The sequence below is a fragment of the Thermogladius sp. KZ2Tp1 genome, assembly GCF_051131135.1.
Taxonomy (GTDB): Archaea; Thermoproteota; Thermoprotei_A; order Sulfolobales; family Desulfurococcaceae; genus Thermogladius.
Window position 1 is genome coordinate 411,360 of the sequence record NZ_CP151274.1, and the last position, 21,768, is coordinate 433,127.

Consider the following 21,768-nt stretch of genomic DNA (forward strand, 5'->3'; position numbering starts at 1 on the left):
TTGATCCGACGAGTCCCGTAATACCTCCGTTTCCTCTAGACGCCGTAATGTTTTATCTTTACTGGTCGATGTCTGTGCTTTAACAGTTATGATAGATCGCCTCGTAATCAAAGCTGCCTTTACACGGTCTTAGACTAATGGGGGTGCTACCTCAAGGAGCCGATCATGGGCTAAGGGATATATTCCACCTAAAGCCATTCAAACCAGGGGTGTCTTGTACGGAGATATGCCTGAGGCCCATCGGCTTTGTTAGGCACGGCTTCAGTGACGAGGTGGTCAGGAACAGCGTCGAGGGTGTACCGGGCTGCGTCGAGGTCCTACCCGAGTACGCGGACGGCCTCCTCAACCTTGAGGGGTTCTCACACATTATCGTGATAGCCTTCCTCCACAAGACGAGCGAGGATGACAGGAAAGTTCTCAGAGTCAAGCACAGGAGGCTGTGCAGGCTGGGGATAGACATAGAGGACCTCCCCGAGGTGGGGGTTTTCGCGACCGACAGCCCCCACCGACCCAACCCGATCGCCCTCTCCATCCTGAGGGTCAGAGGTATCGAGGGGCGGAAGATACACGTGGAGAACCTCGACTTGTTCGACGGGACGCCCGTCCTCGACATCAAGCCGTACGATAGGGGGAGGGTAGTCCAGGACTTGAAGCAGCCATGGTGGGCCGAGGAGCTCGAGAGGAGGATACGCGAGAGGCTGGGCAAGACCATCACCCCGTGACCCCCGAGGGCTGAAAGCTGGGCGGGACGAGAAGGCGTTTACACCGCGTGGAGACCCCGCCGCTTCTCTAACGACTCCTAGTAGCTCGAGCGTTGTTCGAGTTTTGCGTATATACGTCCAGCCCCTCCTATTACACGTAAGTATTTGGGACAGCGGGGTATGTATCTAGGTTGGAGGGAAAAGTTTATATTTCCTAGCCGTAGAGAATTTTACCCTCGGTGTGAATATGAAAAAGTGGCTCGTAGCCCTCGTCGTCGTAATGTTCTTGACCACCATCCTACTATCGGCCGAGACAGCTGCCGCCCCTGCGACCGTTGAGAGGGTTGTTGTAAGGGTAAGCCCCTCGGCCAACTACGCGCTTGTCAAGGCCCAGGTACTAGACGCCTCTAGGAGGCTTGGAGGGGCCCTAGTCAGCGAGATACCCGAGATAAGGGCGGTCGTCCTGGCAGTGCCCAGTAGCGCGAAGGCGGCTATAGCGAGGATATCGGGCGTCCTGCTCGTCGAGGAGGACAAGCCGGCCAGGCTGCACGGCGAGGTCCAGTGGAACGTCAACATGGTCAACGCGCCGCAGGTCTGGTCGGCCTACAGCCCGTACTACGGTAACGCAGCCTACGGCTACTATTCCACCGTAAGAGTGGCCGTCGTCGACACCGGTATCGACTACAAGCACCCGGACTTGAACGGGGCTGTGACCTGGTGTGTCGTGTCCCTGAACAACGGGGCGACCTTCTACAAGGGCACAGACCTGAGTAAGTGCTCAGACCCCAACGGGCACGGCACCCACGTAGCCGGGATCATCGCCGCCAGGCTGAACGGGGCGGGCGTCGCAGGCGTGGCTCCCAAGGCGCTGTTGTACGCTATCAGAGTGCTGAGCGCCTCTGGTAGCGGGTACGTCAGCGATATAGCCAAGGGCATCATCGAGGCCACTAAGGGCCCAGACGGCGTCGCCGGTACCAGCGACGACGCGGACGTCATCTCTATGTCCCTGGGCAGCTCCTCCGACAGCACGACCCTACACGACGCCGTCAAGTACGCCTACAGCTACGGCGTAGTGCTGGTCGCGGCCTCAGGTAATGAGGGCGCCAGCTACCCAGACTACCCGGCCGCCTACCCGGAGGTGCTGGCCGTGGGCGCCGTGGACTCCAACGGGAACGTGCCGAGCTGGAGCAACAGGTACCCTGACGTGGCCGCGCCGGGCGTCAACATCCTGTCGACCTACCCTGGCGGTAAGTACGCCTACATGAGCGGTACCTCGATGGCCACACCCCACGTCTCGGCGATAGCCGCTCTGATACAGGCTCTAAGGCTGGCCGCGGGCAAAGCCAAGCTGACGCCCGACAAGGTCTACTACGCGATAGAGTACACCGCGTACAACCCGACCGGCTACAGCTACGACCCGCTCTACGGCTACGGTATAGTGGACGCGAAGGCCGCGGTCGACTACGCGCTCTACTATATGTGAGCCCAGTCTCTTTTTACCCTCCCCCTCAACCTCTCGCCGCTCTTATGAACGCCCTAGCCCTCTCCTCGTCCACCGGGTTGCCCGCTCTACCGCCGACCTTGATATACGAGCCCACAATAACCCCGTCGACGTACTTCTTGTAGAGCCCGATATTCTCGGGTGTAGCGCCGCTGCCCAGAACTAGAGGGGCGCGCGTCAGCCCCCTGACCCTCTCCACGAACCCGGGCTCGGGCGCCTCCCCTGTCCTGTAGCCCGTTAAAACGACCTTGTCGGCCCCGCCTCTCTCGACGGTGTCGTGTACGACCTCGCGTAGAGCGTCCCAGAAGGCCTCTGCGCTCTTGCCAGACGCCGAGTAGGCCAGTAGCGACAGGCTGCCGGCGTGCTTGACCAGTACGTCCGCATACACCTCTACGCCCCCGTAGTTCCTCCTGATAGCCCTCAACCTGGGCGCCTCGGGCTCGATGAGGCCCGAGTCGCTCACTATGCTCTCGGTCAGCGCGTTGACCCTGATGAACCTGGCCCCCGTCGCCACGGCTATCGCGTACGCCTCCCTCCCCGAGTTCCGGAGCACGTTCACGCCGACCCTCATGCTCGTTGACTTCACGACCCCCCTAACGATCACGGCCAGCGTGCTCAGGGCCAGCGGGTCTCTCAAGCGCTTGGGGTACGGGCTGTCGCCGTAGTTCTCTACTACGACCCCGTCGTAGCCGAGCCTCTCGAGGACGGAGACGTCTCTCAGGACTGCCTCCAGGACTCTGTCCAGGTCGAAGTCCTCTCTCGTGTCGGTGTACGGTAGCCTGGGCAAGTGGACTACCCCGACGACCTCCAACCCAGCACCCCCGTCAAGCCCGCGGGGCGTACACCCCTCCACGCCTTTTATATGGTGGGGGCCTCATTTGAATGCGCTACCCGGCTTGAGCACCGTGTACGGCGGGACCCTAGCACCGTAGCCTATGACGGCCCCCATCTTCTTCTCGAACACGCCCCTCCTGACCACGTGCTCTCTGAGGCGGGGCGGGGCCTCCTCGGAGGGCAGCACGTTGAGCGTGGTGACCCCGATGCCTACGATGCTCTCCGAGCCCAGGACCGAGTTCAGCACTGTGACCTTGCTGTCCATGAGAGAGTACGGCTGGATGCTCGAGAACTTGACCTCGCTGTAGGAGCCCACCCTACTGCTCTCCTCCAAGTCCACGTAGTCCCTCACGAAGCTGTGGGCGCCCACGAAGCTCTTCTTACCGATGTAGGCCGGCCCCTTGACCACCGCGTAGTGGTCTATGTAGGCGCCGTCCTCGACCACGACCGGCCCCTCGATCACGGCGGTCCTCTCCACGACCGCCTTCCCCGATATCGCGACCCCTCTCAGCCTCGAGAGTAGTTGGTACACGGCCTCCAGGAGGTCTGCGGGGTACCCTACGTCCACCCACGTCCCCGTCCACAGGACCGCCTTGACCCGCCCGGACTCCGCGATTTTCTGGATCGCCTCGGGGAGGTTCAGCCCCTTCTCGAGGTAGTCCAATACGCGCGACGGGAGTACGTAGACCCCGGCTATCGTGTACACCGCCTCCGGGGGTCTAGGCCCCGTCGAGTAGACCCTCCTAACGAGCCAGTTCTCGTCGACGGACACGAAGCCGTAGTTCTCCACGTTGTGGGGCTCGACCGGCGCCACGAGGATAGTCGCGTCCGGGCTCTCCTCCAGGTGCGTGTTGACGACCTTCGCGTAGGCCTCGGCGTCGAGCACTATGTCGCCGAACGACAGCAGGAAGTAGTCCGTAACGTCGATGGCCCTTCTCGCGGCCAGTAGAGCGTCCCTCACCGTCTCTCCCGCCTCTTGCTCCACGAACTCCACAGGGGGCTCGAGAACCGACGACGCCTCTCTCGGCACAGCGTCCTCCTCGCTCCTGTAGACGACGAGCACCGTCGACCTGTTCGCCTGGTACACCCCGCTCACAGGGTAGTACAGGACCGGTCTACCGAGCACCCTCAACAAGACCTTGTTAGAGCGGGGTGGGACTAGTACGCCGAGCTCCTTGGAGGGCCTCCCAGCGGCTAGGACTAAGTTGAGCATGGCCACCACCTACTCCACGGTGACAGTCTTGGCCAGGTTCCGCGGCTTGTCGGGATCGAGGCCCTTGAGCGTGCTCGTGTAGTACGCTAGTAGCTGCATGGGTGGAGTGTGGGTTATAGGGGTTGTCAGCCAGTGCGAAGATGGGACTCTGAAGAACACGTCGAACTGCTCGCCCAGGCTCGTGTCCTCGGGTGCTACGCCTATAATCCAGGCCCCACGCGCCTTCATCTCTTGTATATTCCCTAGGAGCACCTTCTCGTAGTAGGCGTCCCTGGGGACCACGAAGACCACTGGGAACCCCTCCTCGACGAGGGCTATGGGGCCGTGCTTCGACTCTCCCGCGGGGTAGGCCTCCGCGTGGATGTAGGCTATCTCCTTGATCTTGAGCGCCCCCTCCATCGCCGTCGGGAGGCCCACCCCCCTGCTCAGGTAGTAGACGCTCTGCTTCAGCCTCAGCATCTCGCTGACCTTCTTCGCCAGACCCTCGCTCCACGCAATGGACTTCGCCGCGAGGTCGCTGGCCCTGGAGAGCTCCCTGGCGTACTCGTCGTACTCGCTCTTCAGTATCGCCCCTCGCAGGAGGGCGTAGTCCAGCGCGAGGAACGAGAGGAGGAGGGCCTGAGTGGTGAAGGTCTTCGTCGCCGCAACCCCTATTTCGGGGCCAGCCCTCGTGTAGAGCGCTATGTCGCTCTCCCTAGGTATAGCGGAGTCCACCACGTTCGACACCGCTATAAGCTTCGCACCCCTCTCCTTGAACGCCCTCGCCGCCTTCAGGGTGTCCATCGTCTCGCCGCTCTGGCTCACGGCTATCAGGACGTCCCCCTCCCTCACGACGGGGAGGTACGCCTCGTACTCGCTTGCTACGAAAGGGGTCGCCAGCGCCCCCGCTATCTTGGCCAGCGCAGCAGCGAAGTGGAGAGTCGCGTGGTAGCTTGTCCCGGCGGCTGTTATGAAGACCCTGCGGGCCTCAGCCATGACCTTCGAGGCCTCCCTCAGGGTGGGGTCGCTACTGAGCCCGTAAAGCGTGTCGACCAGGGCCCTGGGCTGCTCGTGTATCTCCTTGAGCATGAAGTGGGAGTAGCCTCCCTTGCTCGCGCTCTCCAGGCTCCACTCCACTACTCTCACGTACTCCATAGGGTTGACCGGCCCCTTACCGAGCTCCTCGATGAAAACGCTGTCCCCCGTCACGAAGCCCACCCAGCCGTCCCTCAGCGTGATAACCCTCCTAGTGTACTCCAGGACCGCCGGAATATCGCTCGCGACGAAGTTGGCCGCGTCCCCCAACCCTATTACGAGGGGGCTGTCCTTCTTGGCAAAGAAGATAGTGTTGGGGGCGCTCGCGAAGACGACGAGGATCGCGTAACTACCCCTGATCATCGAGACCGCCTTCTTGAACGCGTCGTAGGGCCTATCACCGCTCTTGTAAAACTCCTCTATCAGGTGGACGACGACCTCGGTGTCGGTCTCGCTCTTGAAGACGTGCCCTCTCCTGGCCAGCTCCTCCTTCAACTCCCTGTAGTTCTCTATTATGCCGTTGTGGACTATCGCTATCGTCCCCGTGCAGTCCGTGTGCGGGTGGGCGTTGACGTCGCTGGGCGCCCCGTGGGTCGCCCACCTCGTATGACCTATCACCACGCTGCCCCTGACCCGGCTCAACCCCAGCCTCTTCTCCAGGTCGGCGATCTTGCCCTTGCCCTTCAACACCCTCAGGACTCCCTGCTCGACCGAGGCAACACCGGCGGAGTCGTAACCCCTGTACTCGAGTCTTAAAAGACCCTTGTAGACGACGTCCCCAGTGTTAAGCTTTTTGTCGACGCGGGTGCAAACGCCTATTATGCCGCACAAACAGTTGCGCCCCACACACCTACATATGGTTGAAACCCGTGTATTCTTTAAAACCTAATCCACCTACTTAGACTAAGGGTGTTCGGGTAGCGTGGACACTGTTGTAGTGAAAGTGACAGGCAAGATTTTCGACGACCAGGAGGCCCTGAGGAGGTTCGTAGAAGTAGTGAGAGAGCTTGCCCGCGAGAGGAGGGTCGTCGTAGTAGCGGGCGGGGGTAGGGCGGCCAGAGAGGCTATCGAGAGGGCGAAGTCTATAGGGGTCTCCTCCAACTACTGGCTTGACGAGATCGGGATAGAGGCCTCGAGGCTCAACGCGCTGATCCTAGTAGCGTCCCTTCAGCCCCTCTCCTACCCCGGAGTCCCGAGAACCCTCGGGGAGGTCATGCACGGGCTCGCGTACAGTAGAGTCGTGGTCTTGGGGGGCCTAGTGCCGGGGCAGTCGACGGCGGCAGTCCTACTAGAAGTGGCCGAGGCCGTGGGGGCTCGCGAGGTCTACGACCTTTCAGCCGCCGACTACGTCTACGACAAAGACCCCAGGACAAACCCCGACGCGAGGCCGCTTAAGGTCGTCGAGGCTTCCAAGCTAGCCGAGTGGCTCAAGGCCGGCCAGGTACCGGGGGACTACGCACTACTCGACCTGAGAGCCCTAGACATCGCCGTCAGGAGCCGGATCACCATCAAGATAGCTAGCTACAAGAACCCGGGCAGCTTGATCGAGATGATGAGAGGCGGTAACCCGGGCTCGACCGTAATCCCCGAGTAGGCTACACTCCTACCTCGAAACCCTCCTCTTCAGCCTCATGAGCATGTAGAGTACAGTCCTCGCCTCCAGCTCAGACATTCCAGACCTGTACACGACCCTTCTTAGTACTGTCTTGATCCTCCTCCGCTTGTCCTCTGGCGAAACGGCCAGGTCTGTTAGCTCGCTTAGGACGCCAACGATTCTATCGAGCCTCTCTCTAGGCGCGAGAGGGGGGACGTTGGTCGGCGCCGCCCCCTTCATCTTCCAGACCTCCCATAGGACAACTGCCACGGCCTGCGCCAGGTTGAGAGCCGGGTACTCCGGGTTGGCCGGTATTGTGACCAGCAGGTCTGTCTGGGCTATCTCCTCCCTCGTAAGCCCCGTGCTTTCGCGGCCGAAGACGATCCCCAGCCTGTTGACACCCCGGGACCTCACGAGCTCCAGGAGCTTCTCGAGGGTTACGGCCTGCCTCAACACGTCGCCTCTAGAAAAGCCCTCGTCGCTGGTCGAGACCGACAGGTCCACTCCCTCCAGGGCCGACTTTAGGTCCTCGACGACGACGGCCCTTGAAAGGTACTCCCTCGCCTTAGCAGAGTAGTTGAGGGCCTCGTTCAAGTCCGCCTTCGGCTTAACGAGGTACAGCTCCTCAACCCCGAAATTCACGCACGTCCTCGCTATCACGCCCAAGTTGTACGCTCCCTCGACGCCGACCAGTACGACCCTGGTTATCAACTCCCACCACTCTTTTTCTCGAGAACTACACCCTTAAGCTCCTCGAAAAAGAACCTCTTAACCTTAACCTCTCTTACTTTGAAGTACTTGCTTATCTCCCCCTCTACCACCTCTGTGTTGCTGAGCGACGAGTAGACTAAAACCAACAAACCCCCCTCCACGAGCAGTCTATGGGCCTCCCTCACTACGTCGACTATGACCTCGAACCCGCGGGCACCTGCGTAAAGGGACGCCTCGTACTCGTTACTCGGTACACCTGGGAGGTAGGGCGGGTTGGACACGACGAGATGGAGTGAGGAGTCTCGTAACCCCCCTGTCGAAGACACTACGAGCCCACGAGAGCCCAGACCGTTTAAGTCTATGTTGAGCCTCGTATTGAGTAGCGCGTTATCGTAGACGTCCACGAACACCGTCTCCTCGCAGATGCCCGCGACCAACGTGTACAGCCCTAGAAACCCCGTGCCGGACCCTATATCCGCGCAGGCCTTCAGCCTCCTCTGCCGCAGAGACGTCTTGACGCTACCGAGCAGGCTGGCCGCGAGCCAGGTGTCGTCGCTAGGCTCGTACACGTCTCTGAGCAGTGCGATCCTGATGCTGTCTATAGTATACCTCTTGACCTCAGGTACTCCGCCAGTCGTAGCAGGTCCCCCTCGCTCAGCTCGTAGACCCTCGTGGACCAGTTCAAGCCTATGCGACCCAGTTCCTCCCTACCGACCTTGAACACTCTCTCCACCACGCCCCCCACAATCTTCCTCCTGAACGGGAAGAGCGCCCTCGTCAGCTCCTCGACGAGTGCCACATCGTCGTCGTACACCCTCTTCCTCACGAGGACTACACCCCTGGACTCAACCTTTGGCCTCGGGTAGAACTCCGCCCTGTGGAAGAGGGGGCCTGGAGTCACGTCGAAGAGTAGCTTGACGAGGACGCTCAACCTCCCGTAGGCGTCTTCACCCGGGCTCGAGAGCATCCTGTCCACCACTTCTCTCTGGAGGATTAGAACCGCCCTCCTGACGCTGTTACTCCGCGCTATTTTAGAGAGCAGTCTACCCGAGATCGCGTAGGGGACACTGGACACTACCTGGTCGGCTGTTATTTCCAGGTCTAGGACGTCGCCTACCAATACCACGGCGTTGCGGCAGCTGACGACCTCCCGGGAGAGGTCGGCGAAGGCGCTGTCGATCTCCACAGCTAAGACCGGGACCTTCACAGCCCTGCACAAGAAGTACGTGAGGATGCCTGTACCGGACCCCACCTCTAGGGTCACAGCGGACCTGTCGACGCTCTCCAAGACCCAGTTGACGACGCGAGGGCTAGCTGTTATGTGTTGGCTGAGGCTCTTCCTCAGCTTGACACGGCTGGACTTAACTCTCTCCACGACCCTCCTGAAGACGGCCCGGAAAGAGTCTGGGTCCACATTATAGGAGCTCACCATGGAGTCTCTCCAAGTAGCCCAAATAGACCTCGCCGGCAGTCCTTTCTCTGGGTCTTACGAATAGGTAGTACTTCTCGCCTCCAACCATCTCCTTGACTATTCTCTCGACCACGGTCTTGACGGGGTCTATTTTCACTCTTTCTTTAATGTCCGCGAAGTTCTCGAACCTCTTGGACTCCCTCTCCTCCAGTATAGTCTTCATTGTTTTCTTCCCCACGCCTGGGAGCAGCTCTAGGGCGTGGAGTCTGATGTTTATGGGCTCCGCTACGTTGAAGAACTCCGTGTACAGCTTCTCGTTCTCCGCCACGACTCTCTTCAGGGCCTCGGGTAGATTCGACCTAGCTACGCTGGTCAAGTCGTCGTACGAGACGTGGATGATGTGCTTCACTTTGCTGTGGGGGCCCAGGTCTATCCTCTCGAAGATCTCGACCCTTAAAGCGGGCAGCGGAATAGCCTCTAGCAGTGAGAGGTACTTGACCCCTACGCCCTGGACCAAAGGCTGGTTCCTGTGCTCGAAGTGCCTGTCGGAGGGGTTACCTGTCTCCAAATAGTCTAGGACATACATCGCGGGTTCTCTGCCAGCCTCCTTCCTAGCCTCTAGCCCTCTCCTGGACAAAACCGCTCAGTCCTCTCAAACACCCTCACTAAATAAGAGTTCGAAGGAGTCTAATATTTCCTAGCACACCCCAGCGTTTCCAATAGAGGGGGACTACAGGCAGACGTTCTTCATGTACTCTACGGTCTCGTTGAGAACGCTCTCCTCGACATACCTCTCTTCATAGTCGAGGAGGATCCTGAGGTCGTCCACTGTCTTTGGGCACAGGTTGATTATCATAACTATGGTCTCGTCTTTGTAGCCTAAACCCTTGAGGAAGGACTTGACGGCTTCTACGCCGACGTCCTCCTTGAGTTTGGAGTGCTTGCTGAGGTAGTTTAGAGCCTTGGCCAGGAACGGGGAGATACTGCCCTCCTTACTCTTTATTCTCTCGACGACGTCCTTGAGGAGGATGGCGGCCTCGGGGTTGGACAGTACCTTCTGCTCGACCACATTTAGCCTAATGACCCTGCTCAACTCGCTCAGCCTGCTCCCGCCTTTATGACGTGCTCGGGCCTCACGAACAGTATCTTCTCCTTACCTCCGAGGTTGACTTTAACTATTAGGGCCCTCCCCCTCTTGCCTACCACCACTCCCGTTTTGCCCTGGTACCGCCTGTGCGGCATGCCTTTGTAAACAGACGGGTTTATGTCTATGTGGACTACTTCGCCCTCCTTGTACTCCACGAGGATCCTACTGAGTGGCGGTACAGCGCCCCTCTCCCTCACGTCTTTCTTCAATAGCTTCCTTGTCCTGTGCCTGTAACCCTTTGGCGCCTTGACCATACTAGAACCCTTTTGAGCATTGAAAACGAATACTCTTTAGGCTTTTAAAAGTCTAATCCTGGCCTCCCAGCGAAGCCGAGGACGTCCAGCTCAAGGGGTACGGCCTGTACCCCTAGTATACCTGCGAAGCAGGGGTCTGTCCTGCCGTTATCGCAGTGGACTAGCTCCTTGACGTAGAGCCCGCTCTCGCAGTAGATCAAGGCCTCGACCAGTCTGCCCTTGGCTGAGGCCACCTTGACGGAGTAGACCTTCCTCCTCCTCGCGACGTCTTTTTTCCTCCTCAAGACCCTCGTCGGGGTCCTCTGCGTCACGACCCTATCCTGGAAGGAGTCCTCGAGCTGCCTGAGCTTGTCTTCGCCGACTTCCTCCCCGAGGAGGACCAGGACCTTGTAGACCTTCGCCTTCTTCCCCAGGTTCTCCTTGACAACCCTCTTGTCCCGGGGCTGAGTGTAGCCCTCGAGCCTCACGGTCACTGCCCCGCCTTCGAGGAGAGTGTTCAGCTCGCTCAGGTCGATCCTCCTGCGGCGGGGTCTAACGACCTCGATGACCAACGGCCTGCCCGTGCCGACCATCCTCGCGTCCACGTCCTCTCTCCCAGCAGCGTGGATCAGGACCGCGTCCGCCTTGAACAAGCCCCTCAGCCTACTATCGACGAACTCCTGTATACTCAGAGGATACTTCCTGGCGCCGTCTCTCGTGATCCAAGGGGTATGGGATATGTTCCTACCCGTCTTCACGTAGTAACCTCTCAAGTAGACCGGCTTCACTTCTAGCTCGACGTATAGGCTAGGTATGTGTATTATGGCTACGACGTCCGGGTTCGTGAAGGAGGGTTGAAGGCCGGTTATCTGGGCGACCCGCTTACCGACCTCCCGCTTCACCTCGTTTTTTATCGACTCGCTGTAGTCGAACCCCACCACCCTGGCTACCTCCAGCTCGTGCTCGAGGACGCTCTGCTCGAGTTTCACTCCAACGAGGAAGGTCGACGCGTCAAGGTCTCTCAAATACGAGGAGACCCTCTCGGCTAGTTCGTCGAACAGCGACCGCGAGAGGAGCCCGCCGCATACGTAGCACTTGTCGACGGCCACTTCCTCCCCGTAGACCCTCTTGTACAGCCTCGTTAGAGGTTCTCCCCCGTGCTTCGCCAGCGTGTATAGCTCCCCCTTCACCCCTCCCTCGCCCGCAGCCCTTAGCTTAAGGTCGTACACCATCGACAGCAGGGTCTTCAAAGCCCTTCCTCTCTCTTCGTTCCCTAGCTCGCGTCCCATCTTAGCGAACAACCTACCAAGGCAGTGGTCGCAGAGCGGGTACTTAAATAGCGCCTTCTCGGCTCGTCCCATCACGTCTTCGACGCTCATATTGCATCACTTCTAGGGGTGGCTATAGCTCAAGGATCTAGCCAGGGTTAATTTAGGTGATGGGTCGGTGCTGGTACTCAGCCCTTCATAAGTTCGCCGAGCTTTTTCGCGTCCAGGCCCATCTTCGCGAGTAGGTTCTTCTGCCTCTTCAACTGCCTCGATATGGACTTGACCGCCTCGTACTGCTTTAGGAGGGCCTTCACGTCCTCGGGGTCTATACCGGCCCCGTAAGATATCCTCTTTACCCTGCTCTTGTCTATAACCTCCGGGTTGTCGAGCTCCTCATACGTCATCGAGTTTATAGCGGCCAGCCACTTCTCCATCTTCTCCTCTAAGGTCTTGGAGTCTACCTCGACGGGCATCCTGACCTGGAGCCCGGGGATCATCTCCAGTATTTTCCTAAGCGGGCCCATTTTCCTCAGGCTCACCAACTGCTTGTATACGATCCTCATGTTAACCCTCCCCTCGAGGATGTCCTCGACGTCCTTCTCGCTCAGCTCCACTTTAGCCTTCTTGACCCTCTCTAGCAGGCCCTCCAGGTCTCCCAGCCCCATAATCCTGGCGACGAACCTCTTGGGGTCGAAGACCTCGAGCTCGTCTATCTTCTCGCCGGTACCCACGAACTTTATCCTGGCCCCAGTGGCTGCAACCGCTGACAGTGCTCCGCCCCCCTTCGCCGTCCCGTCGAGCTTGGTCACGATTATGGAGCCGACGGGGGTCTTGTTGTGGAACTTCGAGGCGACCTCGAAGGCCTGCTGTCCGATCGAGGCGTCTAGCACGAGCACCACTTCGTCTGGCCGCACCTTCCCAGCGATGTCCTCCATCTCGGCCAGCAAGTCCTCTTCCCTGTGGTGCCTGCCTGCGGTGTCTATGATAATCACGTCGAACTCCTTCTCCCTGAAGAACTCGACGCCCTTCACGGCAATGGATACCGCGTCTTTGGACCCCGGCTCCCCGTACACTGGGACGCCCGCTACCTCGCCGAGGGTCTTCAGCTGCTCGTAGGCTCCAGGCCTAAAAGTGTCGGCTGCCACAAGCCCTACCTTGTAGCCCTCCAACTTGTAGAAGTAGGCGAGCTTGCCCGCGGTGGTCGTCTTACCGGAGCCCTGCAGACCCACAAGCAGAACGACCCAGGGCTTCTTGGGCGGCTTGACCTGGGGCCTCTCGGGGCCGCCGAACAAGTTCACGAGCTGCTCGTACACTATGCTCAGGAACCAGTCCCTTCGGGTTAGCCCGGGGGGAGGCCTTTCCTCGGCCGCTCTCTCCTTGATCTTCTTGGTCAGGTCCATAACGAGCCTGACGTTCACGTCGCTCCTGATCAACTCCTTTTGGAGCTCTTTCACGAACTCGTTGACGCTCGCCTCATACTCTCTAGACTCCATGAAGTTCCTGACGATCCTCCTCAGGCCGTCGAGTACCAAACCTTACCTACCCTGAGAGTGTGATGCCAAGCCGCGTCTTTAACCAGGTTCGGCTAGTGCGGGGGGTGGGATTCGAACCCACGCAGGCCTACGCCACCGGGTCCTCAACCCGGCCCCTTTGACCTAGCTCGGGCACCCCCGCTCAGTCTCTTAGATAGTCACTCGGGGTTTTTTAATTATTCCAGCGACTGGGTTAATATAGAGTTCTGATGGAGTAATTACAGCATTGGGAGGGTCCTGGTGGAACAGGTGTACGTGTCCCTAGACCCGAACGAGTACCACGTCCTGCACCCCAGGCCGGCATACCTCATCGTGACCTCCGATAGGGAGGGCAGGCTGAACGTAATGGCGGCGTCATGGGTTATGCCCGTGAACGACGAGCCCTTCATCCTCTCCCTCGCCCTGGACAAGGAGACGAAGACGTACCAGAACCTCCTCGAAGTAGGCGAGTTCACGGTGAACGTGATGGGGGAGGAGCACGCAGGCCTAGTTTACCAGGCCGGTAGCTTGAGCGGTAAGAGTGTCGACAAGTGGAAACTCCTACGCCTCGAGCCAGCTCCCTCGAAGTTCGTCAAGCCGCCCGGTGTCAAGGGGTCTTACGGCTTCGTAGAGTGCAGGGTCGAGAGGATGATAGACGTGGAGTCCGTGGCCCTCGTCCTGGCTAGGTCGCTCGCAGTCCACGTGAGGCAGGACCTCTACGAGAAGTACAGCTGGAACCTCGGTAGGGCTAGGATACTCATGCACATGAGGGGGCGGGTGTTCGTTGGCCCCGGAAAAGTGACTGTTGTGCCTAAGACCTAAGCGTCTCGCGTGTCCAGGCCACCACGAGCACTAGCCCTAGCAGGGAGACGGTGAGACTCAACGCCGAGTTGGCTAGCGGCCCGACGAAAGGCTCTGTGCTCTGTAGCACGGCGATCCCGGTGAATAAGACTAGGTTAAAGAACGATGTAGCCGTAGCCGAGTAGTCGATGCCGTAGGGCTCCTTGGCCATAGGCGGGGCTACTATGTGCAGCCCCATCGATACGCCGAGGAGTACCAGCCCGGCGAGGAGTAGGGGGCTACTGTGCGTCAGTACCGAGGCTATTATCAAGGCCCACGAGAGCGTGGAAACAATGTTGGACGCGATTAGGACGGGCTTCCTTCTCCCCATTACCCTATCGCTCAAGACCCCTACTAGAGGCGCGGACAACACGAAGGAGAGCGCGAGGTACATCAGGAGTATGCTCACCGTGAACTTGTCGTAGCCGAACACCCGCGACATCAAGTCCTGGCCCCAGGCCGCCTGAAAGGCTGTCCCAGTCCCGTAAGAGGCCACGGCGCCCAGCGCTGTAGCCCACGCGTGTTTTTCGCGGGACAGGTGAACCAGTTTACCCCACACCTCTCTCAGCCCGAGCCCCTTCTTCCGCGTACCGACGTCCCATGCTAGAAGATATACGAGGACCATGATCGTGAGGGCGAGCGCCGCTAGGATCGTGAAGAGCCCTGCTAGCCCGTAGTACGATAGGAAGACCCGTAGAGGGTAGGTCGCGAGGAGCCCGCTTATGTTTCCGGTCATCAACAGCAGTGATGTTATTATCGCCTGGCTACTAGACGCGAAGTAGAGCGAGGCCACCCTCTGAGTCCCCACGAACACCACGGCCGCCGACACCCCTACCAGCGTCCTGCCCAGCATCAACGCCGCAGGCGACGGCAACATCATGAGAGCGGTCGACAAACCCATCAAGCCCATCATTAGGGCCCCAACCCTCTTCACGCCGTATGTGTCAACGAGACTACCCATGAACAGCTGTGACAGGGCGTACGCGTAGAAGTACGCTGATGGGAAAAACGCCAGCAGGTATTCTGGGTCCACTTTGTAGTACTCGGCGAACCCCTCGATCTCCTCCTTCATTATGCCCGTCATAACCCTGTGGAAGTAGACTAGACCGTAGGCGAACAGCATGACTACTAAGAGTACTACGGCTGCTCTCTTCATAATCAACGCCGTAAATCCTATAAGCGGGGGGCGTTTTTATTAATTTTGTGAGACCATGCCAAGGGTAAAAGTGAAACTGGTCTCCTGGGAAGAGATCGTTGAGTGGTCTCGTGGTCTCGCGAATATAGTAAAAAGCAGCGGGTTTAAACCAGACATCGTAGTGGCGCTATCTAGAGGGGGCTACGTACCCGGCAGGCTGGTCTGTGATTTCCTCGGGGTAGAGAACCTGTTGAGCATACAAAGCCAGCACTGGACAGAGGCGGCGAAGGCGGAGGAGAGGGCTATCATAAAGTTCCCCTACCAGCTGGACCTTAGGGGTTTCAAGGTGCTAGTGGTCGACGACATAGTGGACACTGGTGACACCCTTAAGCTTGCGAGGGACTACATTGCGGAGAACTGGAGGCCCAGCGAGCTCAGAACAGCCGCCCTGCAGTGGATAAGTAGCGTCGCGAAGTTCAAGCCGGACTACTACTACATCGAGGTAAAAGACTGGTGGTGGTTCCAGTACCCCTGGACCAGGCTAGAGGACACCACCCAGTTCATAAAAAGAATGGTTTTGGAGACCCTCAAAGAGGCGGGCAAGAGGGAGTGGTCGTACGAGGAGATAGTCGAGTCTTTCAAGGACTGGTACGGCGTGGACGTGGGCGAGACCTACTACAAGGAAGCCGTAAGCGCCCTCGTGGAAAAGGGGCTCCTCAAGTACGACGAGAGGACTGGGAGGTACGTGGTTGAGGCTGGTTAGACTTGCTGGTTAAGCCTCCTGTCCAGGTGGAGGTAGCCATTATAGGGGGTAGCGGTCTCTACAACATCCCCGAGTTAAAGAACGTGAACGAGTACAAGGTCTACACACCGTACGGTGAGCCGAGCGACAAGGTCGTAGTCGGGGAGCTAGGCGGAAGGAGAATAGCCTTCCTGCCCAGGCACGGTAGAGGGCACAGAATACCCCCGCACAGAATAAACTACAGAGCCAACATATGGGCGCTCAAGGCTTTGGGCGCCTCGTGGGTCATCTCGTTCGCCGCTGTAGGTAGCCTGCGCGAAGAGATGAGGCCGGGCGACTTCGTTGTACCAGACCAGTTCATAGACATGACCAAGGGCATAAGGGACTTCACGTTCTTCGAGGGCGGCACCGTGGCTCACGTGAGCATGGCTGACCCCTTCTGCGAGCACCTGAGGAGGGTTATCGTAGAGGCGGCTAAGGAAGTAGCTGGGCTTAGGATTCACCCCAAGGGCACGTACATATGCATAGAAGGGCCGAGGTTCAGTACGCGAGCGGAGAGCCGGTTGTGGAGAGACGTTTTCGGGGCCGACATCATCGGCATGACGCTGGTGCCCGAGGTCAACCTGGCGTGCGAAGCCCAGATGTGCTACGCCACGGTAGCCATGGTCACCGACTACGACGTGTGGGCTGAACGCCCCGTCACAGCCGAGGAAGTGGTTAGAGTCATGGAGGAGAACACGGTGAAGGCTAGGAGTTTAATACCGCTGATTGTGAGAAGATTACCCGACAGACCAGATGAGCGGATGTGTAGTTGCTGCAGAAGCTTAGAGACAGCGCTTATCTAGAGCGTTTTTTAACCAGCCTAAATAGACTAGAGGAGCTATCAAATAAGCTAGTTGCCGAGACACCTAGGCAGTTGTCCGACGCAACTCGCCTAGTAGTCCTGTACGATAGGCACGGGTTTTTGCCGGCTTCGCTAGTCTACTGGTTTAACAACGTGTTGAACCCGTCTAAGACGGTCCTCCTCTTTGACGTCGAGTCTTTTGTTTACCACGTAGCCCCCTATAGAGAGGGAGACCCGGTCCTAGCATACGCGTCAAACCCCTACTCCCCAGCTGTTTACGAACTACTCCAAACAACTAGGGCTCTCGGGTACGAGGCAGTTTTGGTGCTACCCCAGCCAAGAGACGAGAGAGCCAGAGGGCTCCTAAGCAGATTTGAGAGCGTGCGGTTCGTGAGCGTCCATGACGAAGTGGAGTACGCCACGTTGGAGGCGATCACGGTGTTCAAGTACTATGCGGGCCTGTACGGGGACAAGCTCGACGCGAGAGGGAGGAGACTACGTAAACACGCCGAGGAGGGCTTCAGCGTCCTGGGCGAGGAGCTGGTCAGCAAGTATGTCGGTAACCTAGAGGATGTGGTGTCGGAGAGAGCCGTCTACGTGTCGTCTACGAGGTTCCTCGAGCCAACCGGGCTCCTCTTCTCACAGGCGCTGAGAAGCGCAGGGATCAGCTCGGTCTACGTGAGTCTCGAGCAGGCGCCGCTCTCGGGGCACCTCGTACTACTGTACAACAGTGTTGAGGAGTTCCTCGTGAAGCAAAGAGTGGTGGAGCTTACACGCCTCGGTGTAAAGGTGCATAGCATTCAAATGAATACCGACCCGCTAGAGTCGCTTGTCTACTTCGCGATTTTGTCCCTGTTTATAAACGAGTTAAAATCTTAATAAGAGACGAGTGTAAACGACTTGTTGAGCGTGGTATATGGCATGCCCAGTATTAGGCTCTACACCAGGAGGTACACTTACGCCGCCTTAGCGGCCTCAGGCATAGGCAGTCTCCTCATAACCTACCAGGCGAGCCTCTACACAGTCGTGGCAGGGGTCGCGTTGTTCTTGCTCTCGATGGCTTACTACGTCAAGTACGTCGACTACGTTAAAAGCCCGAGAGAGACGGCCGTCCTCGTCTTGCTATCAGTAGTTCTCGTGTCGATCGGGGGGCTCCTAGGCTACGTCCTCAGCGGCTCATACTACTCCTTGTCGACCTGTGCCACGCTGGCACTAGCCTCTTTCGCCACCGCAGTCGCTTCTCTGAGGCTGTACCCGAGATGAAGATAGGGATAATCCACTCTAGGTCGACACTATCGGAGTCCGTCGTAGACTTGATGAGGGCTGCCACCGAGGAGAACGTGGAGGCAGAGTACGTCAGGGTTCAAGGCCTCGACTCCTACATAGTGGACGGGAAGATCAGCGTGAAGTACCACAACAGAGAACTAGACATAAGCGGCGCCGTTCTTAGAGGTGTAGGGGTGTTCATGTCGCTTGAGGTCTTCATGAAGAGGATAGGCGTCTTGGAGGCGCTATCAAAGACAGTCCCGGTTGTCAACGACCCAATCGCCTCAGTCATTGCCAGAGACAAGTGGAGGAGTCTCCTGGCACTGGCCTCTGCTGGACTGCCGGTCCCTAACACGCTGGTCACCGAGAACCCGTTTACTGCGATGAGGTACGTAGAGCAGGCCAGAAGAGCTGTTCTAAAGCCCATCACGGGGAGTCTGGGGCTCGGCTCGACACTTGTAGAAGACCCCGACGTTGCCTTCCAGCTAACTAAGGGGCTGTCGTCGATGGGTATACCAAGCTACTACCAGGTCTTCTTGGACAAGCCTGGTTTCGACTTCAGGTTGTTCGTGGTAGGTGGTAGAGTAGTCGCCGGTATGAAGAGGGTCGTGGAGGGTAAGTGGAAGACTAACGTAGCGCAGGGCGCTAGAGGGGTGAAAGTCGACGAGAGCGAGTACCCTGAAGCATTCAAACTAGCACTAGAGGCTACTAAGGTCTTAAAACTCGACTACGCCGGGGTAGACATCGCACTAGACAGGGCGACAAACAAACTGTTCATCCTGGAGGTAAACGCTTTCCCGCAGTGGCACGGACTCAAGCTGGCCACCGGCGTAGACCCCTCGAGGGATATAATTAGGCTCCTGAAGGATAAGATAAAGAAGTGAGATGATGAGTAGCAAACCATCCGGAGTGGTGAGGAAGAGCTCTCAGCCTGACCTCTAGGTCCTCCAAGACGAGTGGTAAAGAGGGGTGGTCCACGTGAGCACCGTGGTAAAGTCCTTCCTGTACGGGGTCTACCTAGCAGTCGACACCCCTATCAAGCCGGGTGGTTACCACAGGTTGAGAGTAGACCTCGAGTCGGTTAGCCTCGTGTGCAACGGTATCTCGGTCTCGGACCTCGTAAACGAGGCGACCTCGGTAGGGGAGCGGGTTAGGAGAGGCGACCTCTCACTGCCCTCTGTCGAACTCGGCAGGTTTCTCAGTAAAGCTCTAAGGGAGGCTTTCAGGTGGTGTGGTAGGGTGTACCCCTCTTTGATAGTGCCGAGCCTCTTGTACGCTTTCTCGCTTGGGTACACCGGTACCGAGAGTATTCTGAGAGACCACGCGCAAGTGAAGAGGGTGGTGGAAAACCTCCTCTCGGCGAACAGGCCTGGGGACATCAAGGCCTTCCAAGACGCGCTGAGGAGTGTCCATAGGACGGACATGCTCGACCACCTCGCCTCTACAGACCTTACAGGCGTCAGGTTGATCAGCTCAACGGTTTCTTTCGGCGAGGTGTTCAGAGCCTTGTCGTCTAGGTGGCCCGCCTTTACTCTTCTCGACACCTACGAGTTCCCGGTCATAGGGCTACTGAAGAACATGCTCAACTACAAGAAACGGTTCAAGAGCACGGAGGCCAGTATACTGGCCACTTACCTCGACTTAATCACCCCCCGCATTCCGGCTAACCTCAGAGGTGCCGTGAGAGACCTGGTAGAGAAGGACCTGACCAGTAAGGATGCGGCTAAGAAGTTACTCGAGGTAGACGTCGAGGTGAGGAGGCAGGGGTTCAGCTTCAACGAGTACGTCGAGGAGCTTGCGGTGCTGACGTTCCTGGCAGTCTACGAGGGGTTGCTCACAGCGTAGGGCTACTTGCCCTCCAACAAGTCTCTAATCCTCCTCTCAATGCTCCACTCGACCCACTTAAAGGTCGCTTTCACTCCGTGACGCCCGAATACAGGTTGCACCCGGCCTCTCCTAATGGACTCCAAGACGTATTGGATCTCTAGGTCGTCCACTTCGATGATCGTGTGAGCGGAGCCGACCTGTTCGACAACGTGTGCGTCGCTGTTGGCCAACCCGGGTAGGCCTAGCTCTCTGGCCGCCTGAACCGCCCTCCTGTTGGAGGCCTTGGTAGAAGACGCGTTCCAAACCTCTATAGCGTCCCACCCCCTTACGCTGTACACGTACTCGCCTATACCGAGCCTGAAAAGGTCGAACGGGTGAGCGGGGACCACGAGGCAGTTGTTCTCGTGCGCTTTATCGACGAGCTCTTCAAGCCTGTATGGGGTCTCGAAAGGCTGCTCGCAGTAGACCAGCACGTCTCCTCTGTCCGTTCTAACCTCTGCTCCAGGGATCACTAGCACCTCCAGTGAGCCCCTGGGTACCTGTCTTATGGCTCTCACGCTACCCTCGAAGGTGTTGTGGTCGCTTATCGATACCACGGCCAGCCCGATGTCTGCGGCGCGGTGGACTATCTCGCTTGGGGAGTTCTTCCCGTCGCTGTAGAGGGAGTGTATGTGGAGGTCTGCCTTGACCCTCACTACCTAGCACCGCTCTTCGACGGTATTTTAGACCGGGTTGGACAGTTTAAAGTATTAGCTGAGAGTCATGAGCTTTAGAGTGGTACTGGACCCCGAGAAGTGCGACAAGTGTATGCTTTGTGTCGACTTGTGCCCGCTACACGTCTTTTACACGGGTAAGAACGGGGAAGTACGCGTCGACGACTCGCGTTGCATAGGGTGTTTTGCCTGCGTACCTCTCTGCCCTAGGAGGGCCATCAAGGTCTTTGTTGACGGAAAGTCTCTTCCAGAGGGAAGTACGGCTTAAGCTCGCCTCCGCAGTAGGGGCACCTGTAGTGCAGCCTTCTCGCGTCGGCACTACAGAAGTACGCATCCCTACCCTTTGAGACGCAGGTGGGGCAGTAGAAGACGTCCTTTGTATCGTACGCGGCGAACAAGTCCAGCTTCTTGTTACAAATCGCACAGTATACAGTGGTCCAGCCCTTGTGACCGGACTTCTCCGCACCCCTCAGTAAGCCTACAGTCATAGCACCACCGCACCTGGGAGCTGGGAGATTATTGATAAAACGAGGTCTTTATAAGTTTACCTAGGGTACTACTGTGGTACTGATCCTGGCCACCGGCGACATACACGCCCCGGTCTACACCTCGAGTTTCCTGGGCGTTCTTGAGAAAGCTGGTTCTATAGAGCCGGACGTGGTTCTACTCGCGGGCGACCTAGTGGAGCACAACAACATAGCCGCTTTTAGACCAGTCTACGAAGAGCTCCTCAAGCGGTTTGGACGCGTGCCTATTGTGGCGGTTTTCGGGAACGAGGAGTACGCGGGGTTTGAGGACGAGTATAGGAGAGTCTACGGGAGGGTCAGGTGGCTGAACGACGAGGTCCTCGACCTAGAGGTGTCCGGTGCAAGGCTGTGTATTATAGGGTCTCGGGGCGCGCTCAACAGGCCGACGAAGTGGCAGGAGAGGCATATGCCGGGTCTAAGAGTCTACTATAAGACTCTACCGGAGAAGGTGCTGAGAATGAGCAGGGAGTGCCGGGCTCGTGGGTGCCAGAAAATCGTACTGCTGACGCACTACGGGGTGACTTTCAAGAACCTCGCGGGTGAGCCCCGCGATATTTGGGACTACCTAGCCAACCCTGACTTCGAGAGAGTCTTGGCCGAGGGGGGTTTCAGCCTGGCTATCCACGCTCACGCCCACAGGGGGGTGTACGAGAGGGTGGTCGTCGGGGGCACGCCTGTATACAACGTCTCCTTCCCGGCTAGGGGGAGGATCGTCGAGGTCTCTCTCGAGTGAAAA

Annotated in this window: 26 protein-coding genes and 1 tRNA gene; 12 read left to right on the forward strand and 15 right to left on the reverse strand. The window is 58.3% G+C overall.

Features of this window, described 5'->3' with window-relative positions:
- Positions 1-209 precede the first annotated feature (209 nt).
- Complete coding sequence (tsaA, locus tag WLZ34_RS02265) at positions 210-722, forward strand: tRNA (N6-threonylcarbamoyladenosine(37)-N6)-methyltransferase TrmO (RefSeq protein WP_434731708.1); 513 nt, start codon at positions 210-212, stop codon at positions 720-722.
- Between the two features lie 226 nt (positions 723-948).
- On the forward strand, positions 949-2,184 hold the full coding sequence (locus tag WLZ34_RS02270; RefSeq protein ID WP_434731709.1) for a S8 family peptidase: 1,236 nt from the start codon (positions 949-951) through the stop codon (positions 2,182-2,184).
- A 25-nt stretch (positions 2,185-2,209) separates the two neighbouring features.
- Here WLZ34_RS02270 and WLZ34_RS02275 read toward each other — a convergent pair whose 3' ends face one another.
- The 3 genes from WLZ34_RS02275 to glmS form a co-directional block, all read right to left on the reverse strand.
- On the reverse strand, positions 2,210-3,013 hold the full coding sequence (locus WLZ34_RS02275) for a BtpA/SgcQ family protein (RefSeq protein ID WP_434731710.1): 804 nt from the start codon (positions 3,011-3,013) through the stop codon (positions 2,210-2,212).
- A gap of 63 nt (positions 3,014-3,076) precedes the next feature.
- Positions 3,077-4,249, reverse strand: a complete 1,173-nt coding sequence (locus tag WLZ34_RS02280) for a sugar phosphate nucleotidyltransferase (protein ID WP_434731711.1) — start codon at positions 4,247-4,249, stop codon at positions 3,077-3,079.
- A 9-nt stretch (positions 4,250-4,258) separates the two neighbouring features.
- Positions 4,259-6,094 carry a glutamine--fructose-6-phosphate transaminase (isomerizing) gene (gene glmS, locus WLZ34_RS02285; RefSeq protein WP_434731999.1) on the reverse strand — a complete coding sequence of 612 codons (1,836 nt, stop codon included), beginning with the start codon at positions 6,092-6,094 and terminating at the stop codon, positions 4,259-4,261.
- A gap of 91 nt (positions 6,095-6,185) precedes the next feature.
- Between glmS and pyrH the strand changes: the two genes are divergently transcribed.
- Positions 6,186-6,857, forward strand: a complete 672-nt coding sequence (gene pyrH / locus WLZ34_RS02290; protein WP_434731712.1) for a UMP kinase — start codon at positions 6,186-6,188, stop codon at positions 6,855-6,857.
- Positions 6,858-6,866: 9 nt separating this feature from the next.
- Here the strand turns inward: pyrH and WLZ34_RS02295 are convergent, their stop codons facing one another.
- The 9 genes from WLZ34_RS02295 to WLZ34_RS02335 all read right to left on the reverse strand — a co-directional run bounded on the left by WLZ34_RS02295 (position 6,867) and on the right by WLZ34_RS02335 (position 13,301).
- Complete coding sequence (locus WLZ34_RS02295; RefSeq protein ID WP_434731713.1) at positions 6,867-7,568, reverse strand: RNA methyltransferase; 702 nt, start codon at positions 7,566-7,568, stop codon at positions 6,867-6,869.
- On the reverse strand, positions 7,565-8,137 hold the full coding sequence (locus WLZ34_RS02300; protein WP_434731714.1) for a methyltransferase: 573 nt from the start codon (positions 8,135-8,137) through the stop codon (positions 7,565-7,567). The genes WLZ34_RS02295 and WLZ34_RS02300 overlap by 4 nt, the downstream gene beginning before the upstream one ends.
- A gap of 29 nt (positions 8,138-8,166) precedes the next feature.
- Complete coding sequence (locus WLZ34_RS02305; protein WP_434731715.1) at positions 8,167-9,000, reverse strand: rRNA adenine N-6-methyltransferase family protein; 834 nt, start codon at positions 8,998-9,000, stop codon at positions 8,167-8,169.
- Positions 8,984-9,565 carry a DUF655 domain-containing protein gene (locus tag WLZ34_RS02310; protein WP_434732000.1) on the reverse strand — a complete coding sequence of 194 codons (582 nt, stop codon included), beginning with the start codon at positions 9,563-9,565 and terminating at the stop codon, positions 8,984-8,986. Before WLZ34_RS02310 ends, WLZ34_RS02305 begins: the two co-directional genes overlap by 17 nt.
- 144 nt (positions 9,566-9,709) lie before the next feature.
- Positions 9,710-10,072 (reverse strand): DNA-directed RNA polymerase subunit F, encoded by a 363-nt coding sequence (locus WLZ34_RS02315; RefSeq protein WP_434731716.1) that lies wholly within the window; start codon positions 10,070-10,072, stop codon positions 9,710-9,712.
- A gap of 5 nt (positions 10,073-10,077) precedes the next feature.
- On the reverse strand, positions 10,078-10,380 hold the full coding sequence (locus WLZ34_RS02320) for a 50S ribosomal protein L21e (RefSeq protein ID WP_434731717.1): 303 nt from the start codon (positions 10,378-10,380) through the stop codon (positions 10,078-10,080).
- Positions 10,381-10,424: 44 nt separating this feature from the next.
- Positions 10,425-11,738: a tRNA pseudouridine(54/55) synthase Pus10 gene (locus WLZ34_RS02325; RefSeq protein WP_434731718.1), complete on the reverse strand. Its 1,314-nt coding sequence runs from the start codon at positions 11,736-11,738 to the stop codon at positions 10,425-10,427.
- Between the two features lie 77 nt (positions 11,739-11,815).
- Positions 11,816-13,159, reverse strand: a complete 1,344-nt coding sequence (locus WLZ34_RS02330) for a signal recognition particle protein Srp54 (protein ID WP_434731719.1) — start codon at positions 13,157-13,159, stop codon at positions 11,816-11,818.
- A 57-nt stretch (positions 13,160-13,216) separates the two neighbouring features.
- A tRNA-Leu gene (locus tag WLZ34_RS02335) sits at positions 13,217-13,301 on the reverse strand.
- A gap of 98 nt (positions 13,302-13,399) precedes the next feature.
- Between WLZ34_RS02335 and WLZ34_RS02340 the strand changes: the two genes are divergently transcribed.
- Positions 13,400-13,960: a flavin reductase family protein gene (locus WLZ34_RS02340; RefSeq protein WP_434731720.1), complete on the forward strand. Its 561-nt coding sequence runs from the start codon at positions 13,400-13,402 to the stop codon at positions 13,958-13,960.
- Here the strand turns inward: WLZ34_RS02340 and WLZ34_RS02345 are convergent.
- Positions 13,950-15,134: an MFS transporter gene (locus tag WLZ34_RS02345; protein WP_434731721.1), complete on the reverse strand. Its 1,185-nt coding sequence runs from the start codon at positions 15,132-15,134 to the stop codon at positions 13,950-13,952. The genes WLZ34_RS02340 and WLZ34_RS02345 overlap by 11 nt on opposite strands.
- Before the next feature lie 55 nt (positions 15,135-15,189).
- Between WLZ34_RS02345 and WLZ34_RS02350 the strand changes: the two genes are divergently transcribed.
- The 6 genes from WLZ34_RS02350 to WLZ34_RS02375 all read left to right on the forward strand — a co-directional run bounded on the left by WLZ34_RS02350 (position 15,190) and on the right by WLZ34_RS02375 (position 19,810).
- A complete protein-coding gene (locus tag WLZ34_RS02350; protein ID WP_434731722.1) occupies positions 15,190-15,876 on the forward strand; it encodes a phosphoribosyltransferase in 687 nt (228 codons plus the stop codon).
- 2 nt (positions 15,877-15,878) lie between these two features.
- The gene (locus tag WLZ34_RS02355; protein ID WP_434731723.1) at positions 15,879-16,700 is read left to right on the forward strand and encodes an S-methyl-5'-thioadenosine phosphorylase; all 822 of its coding nucleotides are present in this window, start codon (positions 15,879-15,881) and stop codon (positions 16,698-16,700) included.
- A 71-nt stretch (positions 16,701-16,771) separates the two neighbouring features.
- Positions 16,772-17,578 carry a hypothetical protein gene (locus tag WLZ34_RS02360; RefSeq protein WP_434731724.1) on the forward strand — a complete coding sequence of 269 codons (807 nt, stop codon included), beginning with the start codon at positions 16,772-16,774 and terminating at the stop codon, positions 17,576-17,578.
- Positions 17,579-17,599: 21 nt separating this feature from the next.
- Positions 17,600-17,962 carry a hypothetical protein gene (locus tag WLZ34_RS02365; RefSeq protein ID WP_434731725.1) on the forward strand — a complete coding sequence of 121 codons (363 nt, stop codon included), beginning with the start codon at positions 17,600-17,602 and terminating at the stop codon, positions 17,960-17,962.
- Positions 17,959-18,849 (forward strand): ATP-grasp domain-containing protein, encoded by an 891-nt coding sequence (locus WLZ34_RS02370; protein WP_434731726.1) that lies wholly within the window; start codon positions 17,959-17,961, stop codon positions 18,847-18,849. The genes WLZ34_RS02365 and WLZ34_RS02370 overlap by 4 nt, the downstream gene beginning before the upstream one ends.
- Before the next feature lie 94 nt (positions 18,850-18,943).
- Positions 18,944-19,810, forward strand: a complete 867-nt coding sequence (locus tag WLZ34_RS02375) for a hypothetical protein (protein ID WP_428726944.1) — start codon at positions 18,944-18,946, stop codon at positions 19,808-19,810.
- A 2-nt stretch (positions 19,811-19,812) separates the two neighbouring features.
- On the opposite strand, the gene WLZ34_RS02380 is transcribed toward WLZ34_RS02375, so the two are convergent.
- Positions 19,813-20,487, reverse strand: coding sequence for a CehA/McbA family metallohydrolase (locus WLZ34_RS02380; protein WP_434731727.1), 675 nt, complete (start codon positions 20,485-20,487; stop codon positions 19,813-19,815).
- 67 nt (positions 20,488-20,554) lie between these two features.
- Here WLZ34_RS02380 and WLZ34_RS02385 point away from each other — a divergent pair, with 67 nt between their 5' ends.
- A complete protein-coding gene (locus tag WLZ34_RS02385) occupies positions 20,555-20,773 on the forward strand; it encodes an indolepyruvate ferredoxin oxidoreductase subunit alpha (protein WP_428726942.1) in 219 nt (72 codons plus the stop codon).
- On the opposite strand, the gene WLZ34_RS02390 is transcribed toward WLZ34_RS02385, so the two are convergent.
- The gene (locus tag WLZ34_RS02390) at positions 20,724-20,993 is read right to left on the reverse strand and encodes a hypothetical protein (RefSeq protein ID WP_014737154.1); all 270 of its coding nucleotides are present in this window, start codon (positions 20,991-20,993) and stop codon (positions 20,724-20,726) included. The two genes, WLZ34_RS02385 and WLZ34_RS02390, sit on opposite strands and share 50 nt — an antisense overlap.
- A gap of 73 nt (positions 20,994-21,066) precedes the next feature.
- Between WLZ34_RS02390 and WLZ34_RS02395 the strand changes: the two genes are divergently transcribed.
- Complete coding sequence (locus tag WLZ34_RS02395; RefSeq protein ID WP_434731728.1) at positions 21,067-21,765, forward strand: metallophosphoesterase family protein; 699 nt, start codon at positions 21,067-21,069, stop codon at positions 21,763-21,765.
- Positions 21,766-21,768 lie beyond the last annotated feature (3 nt).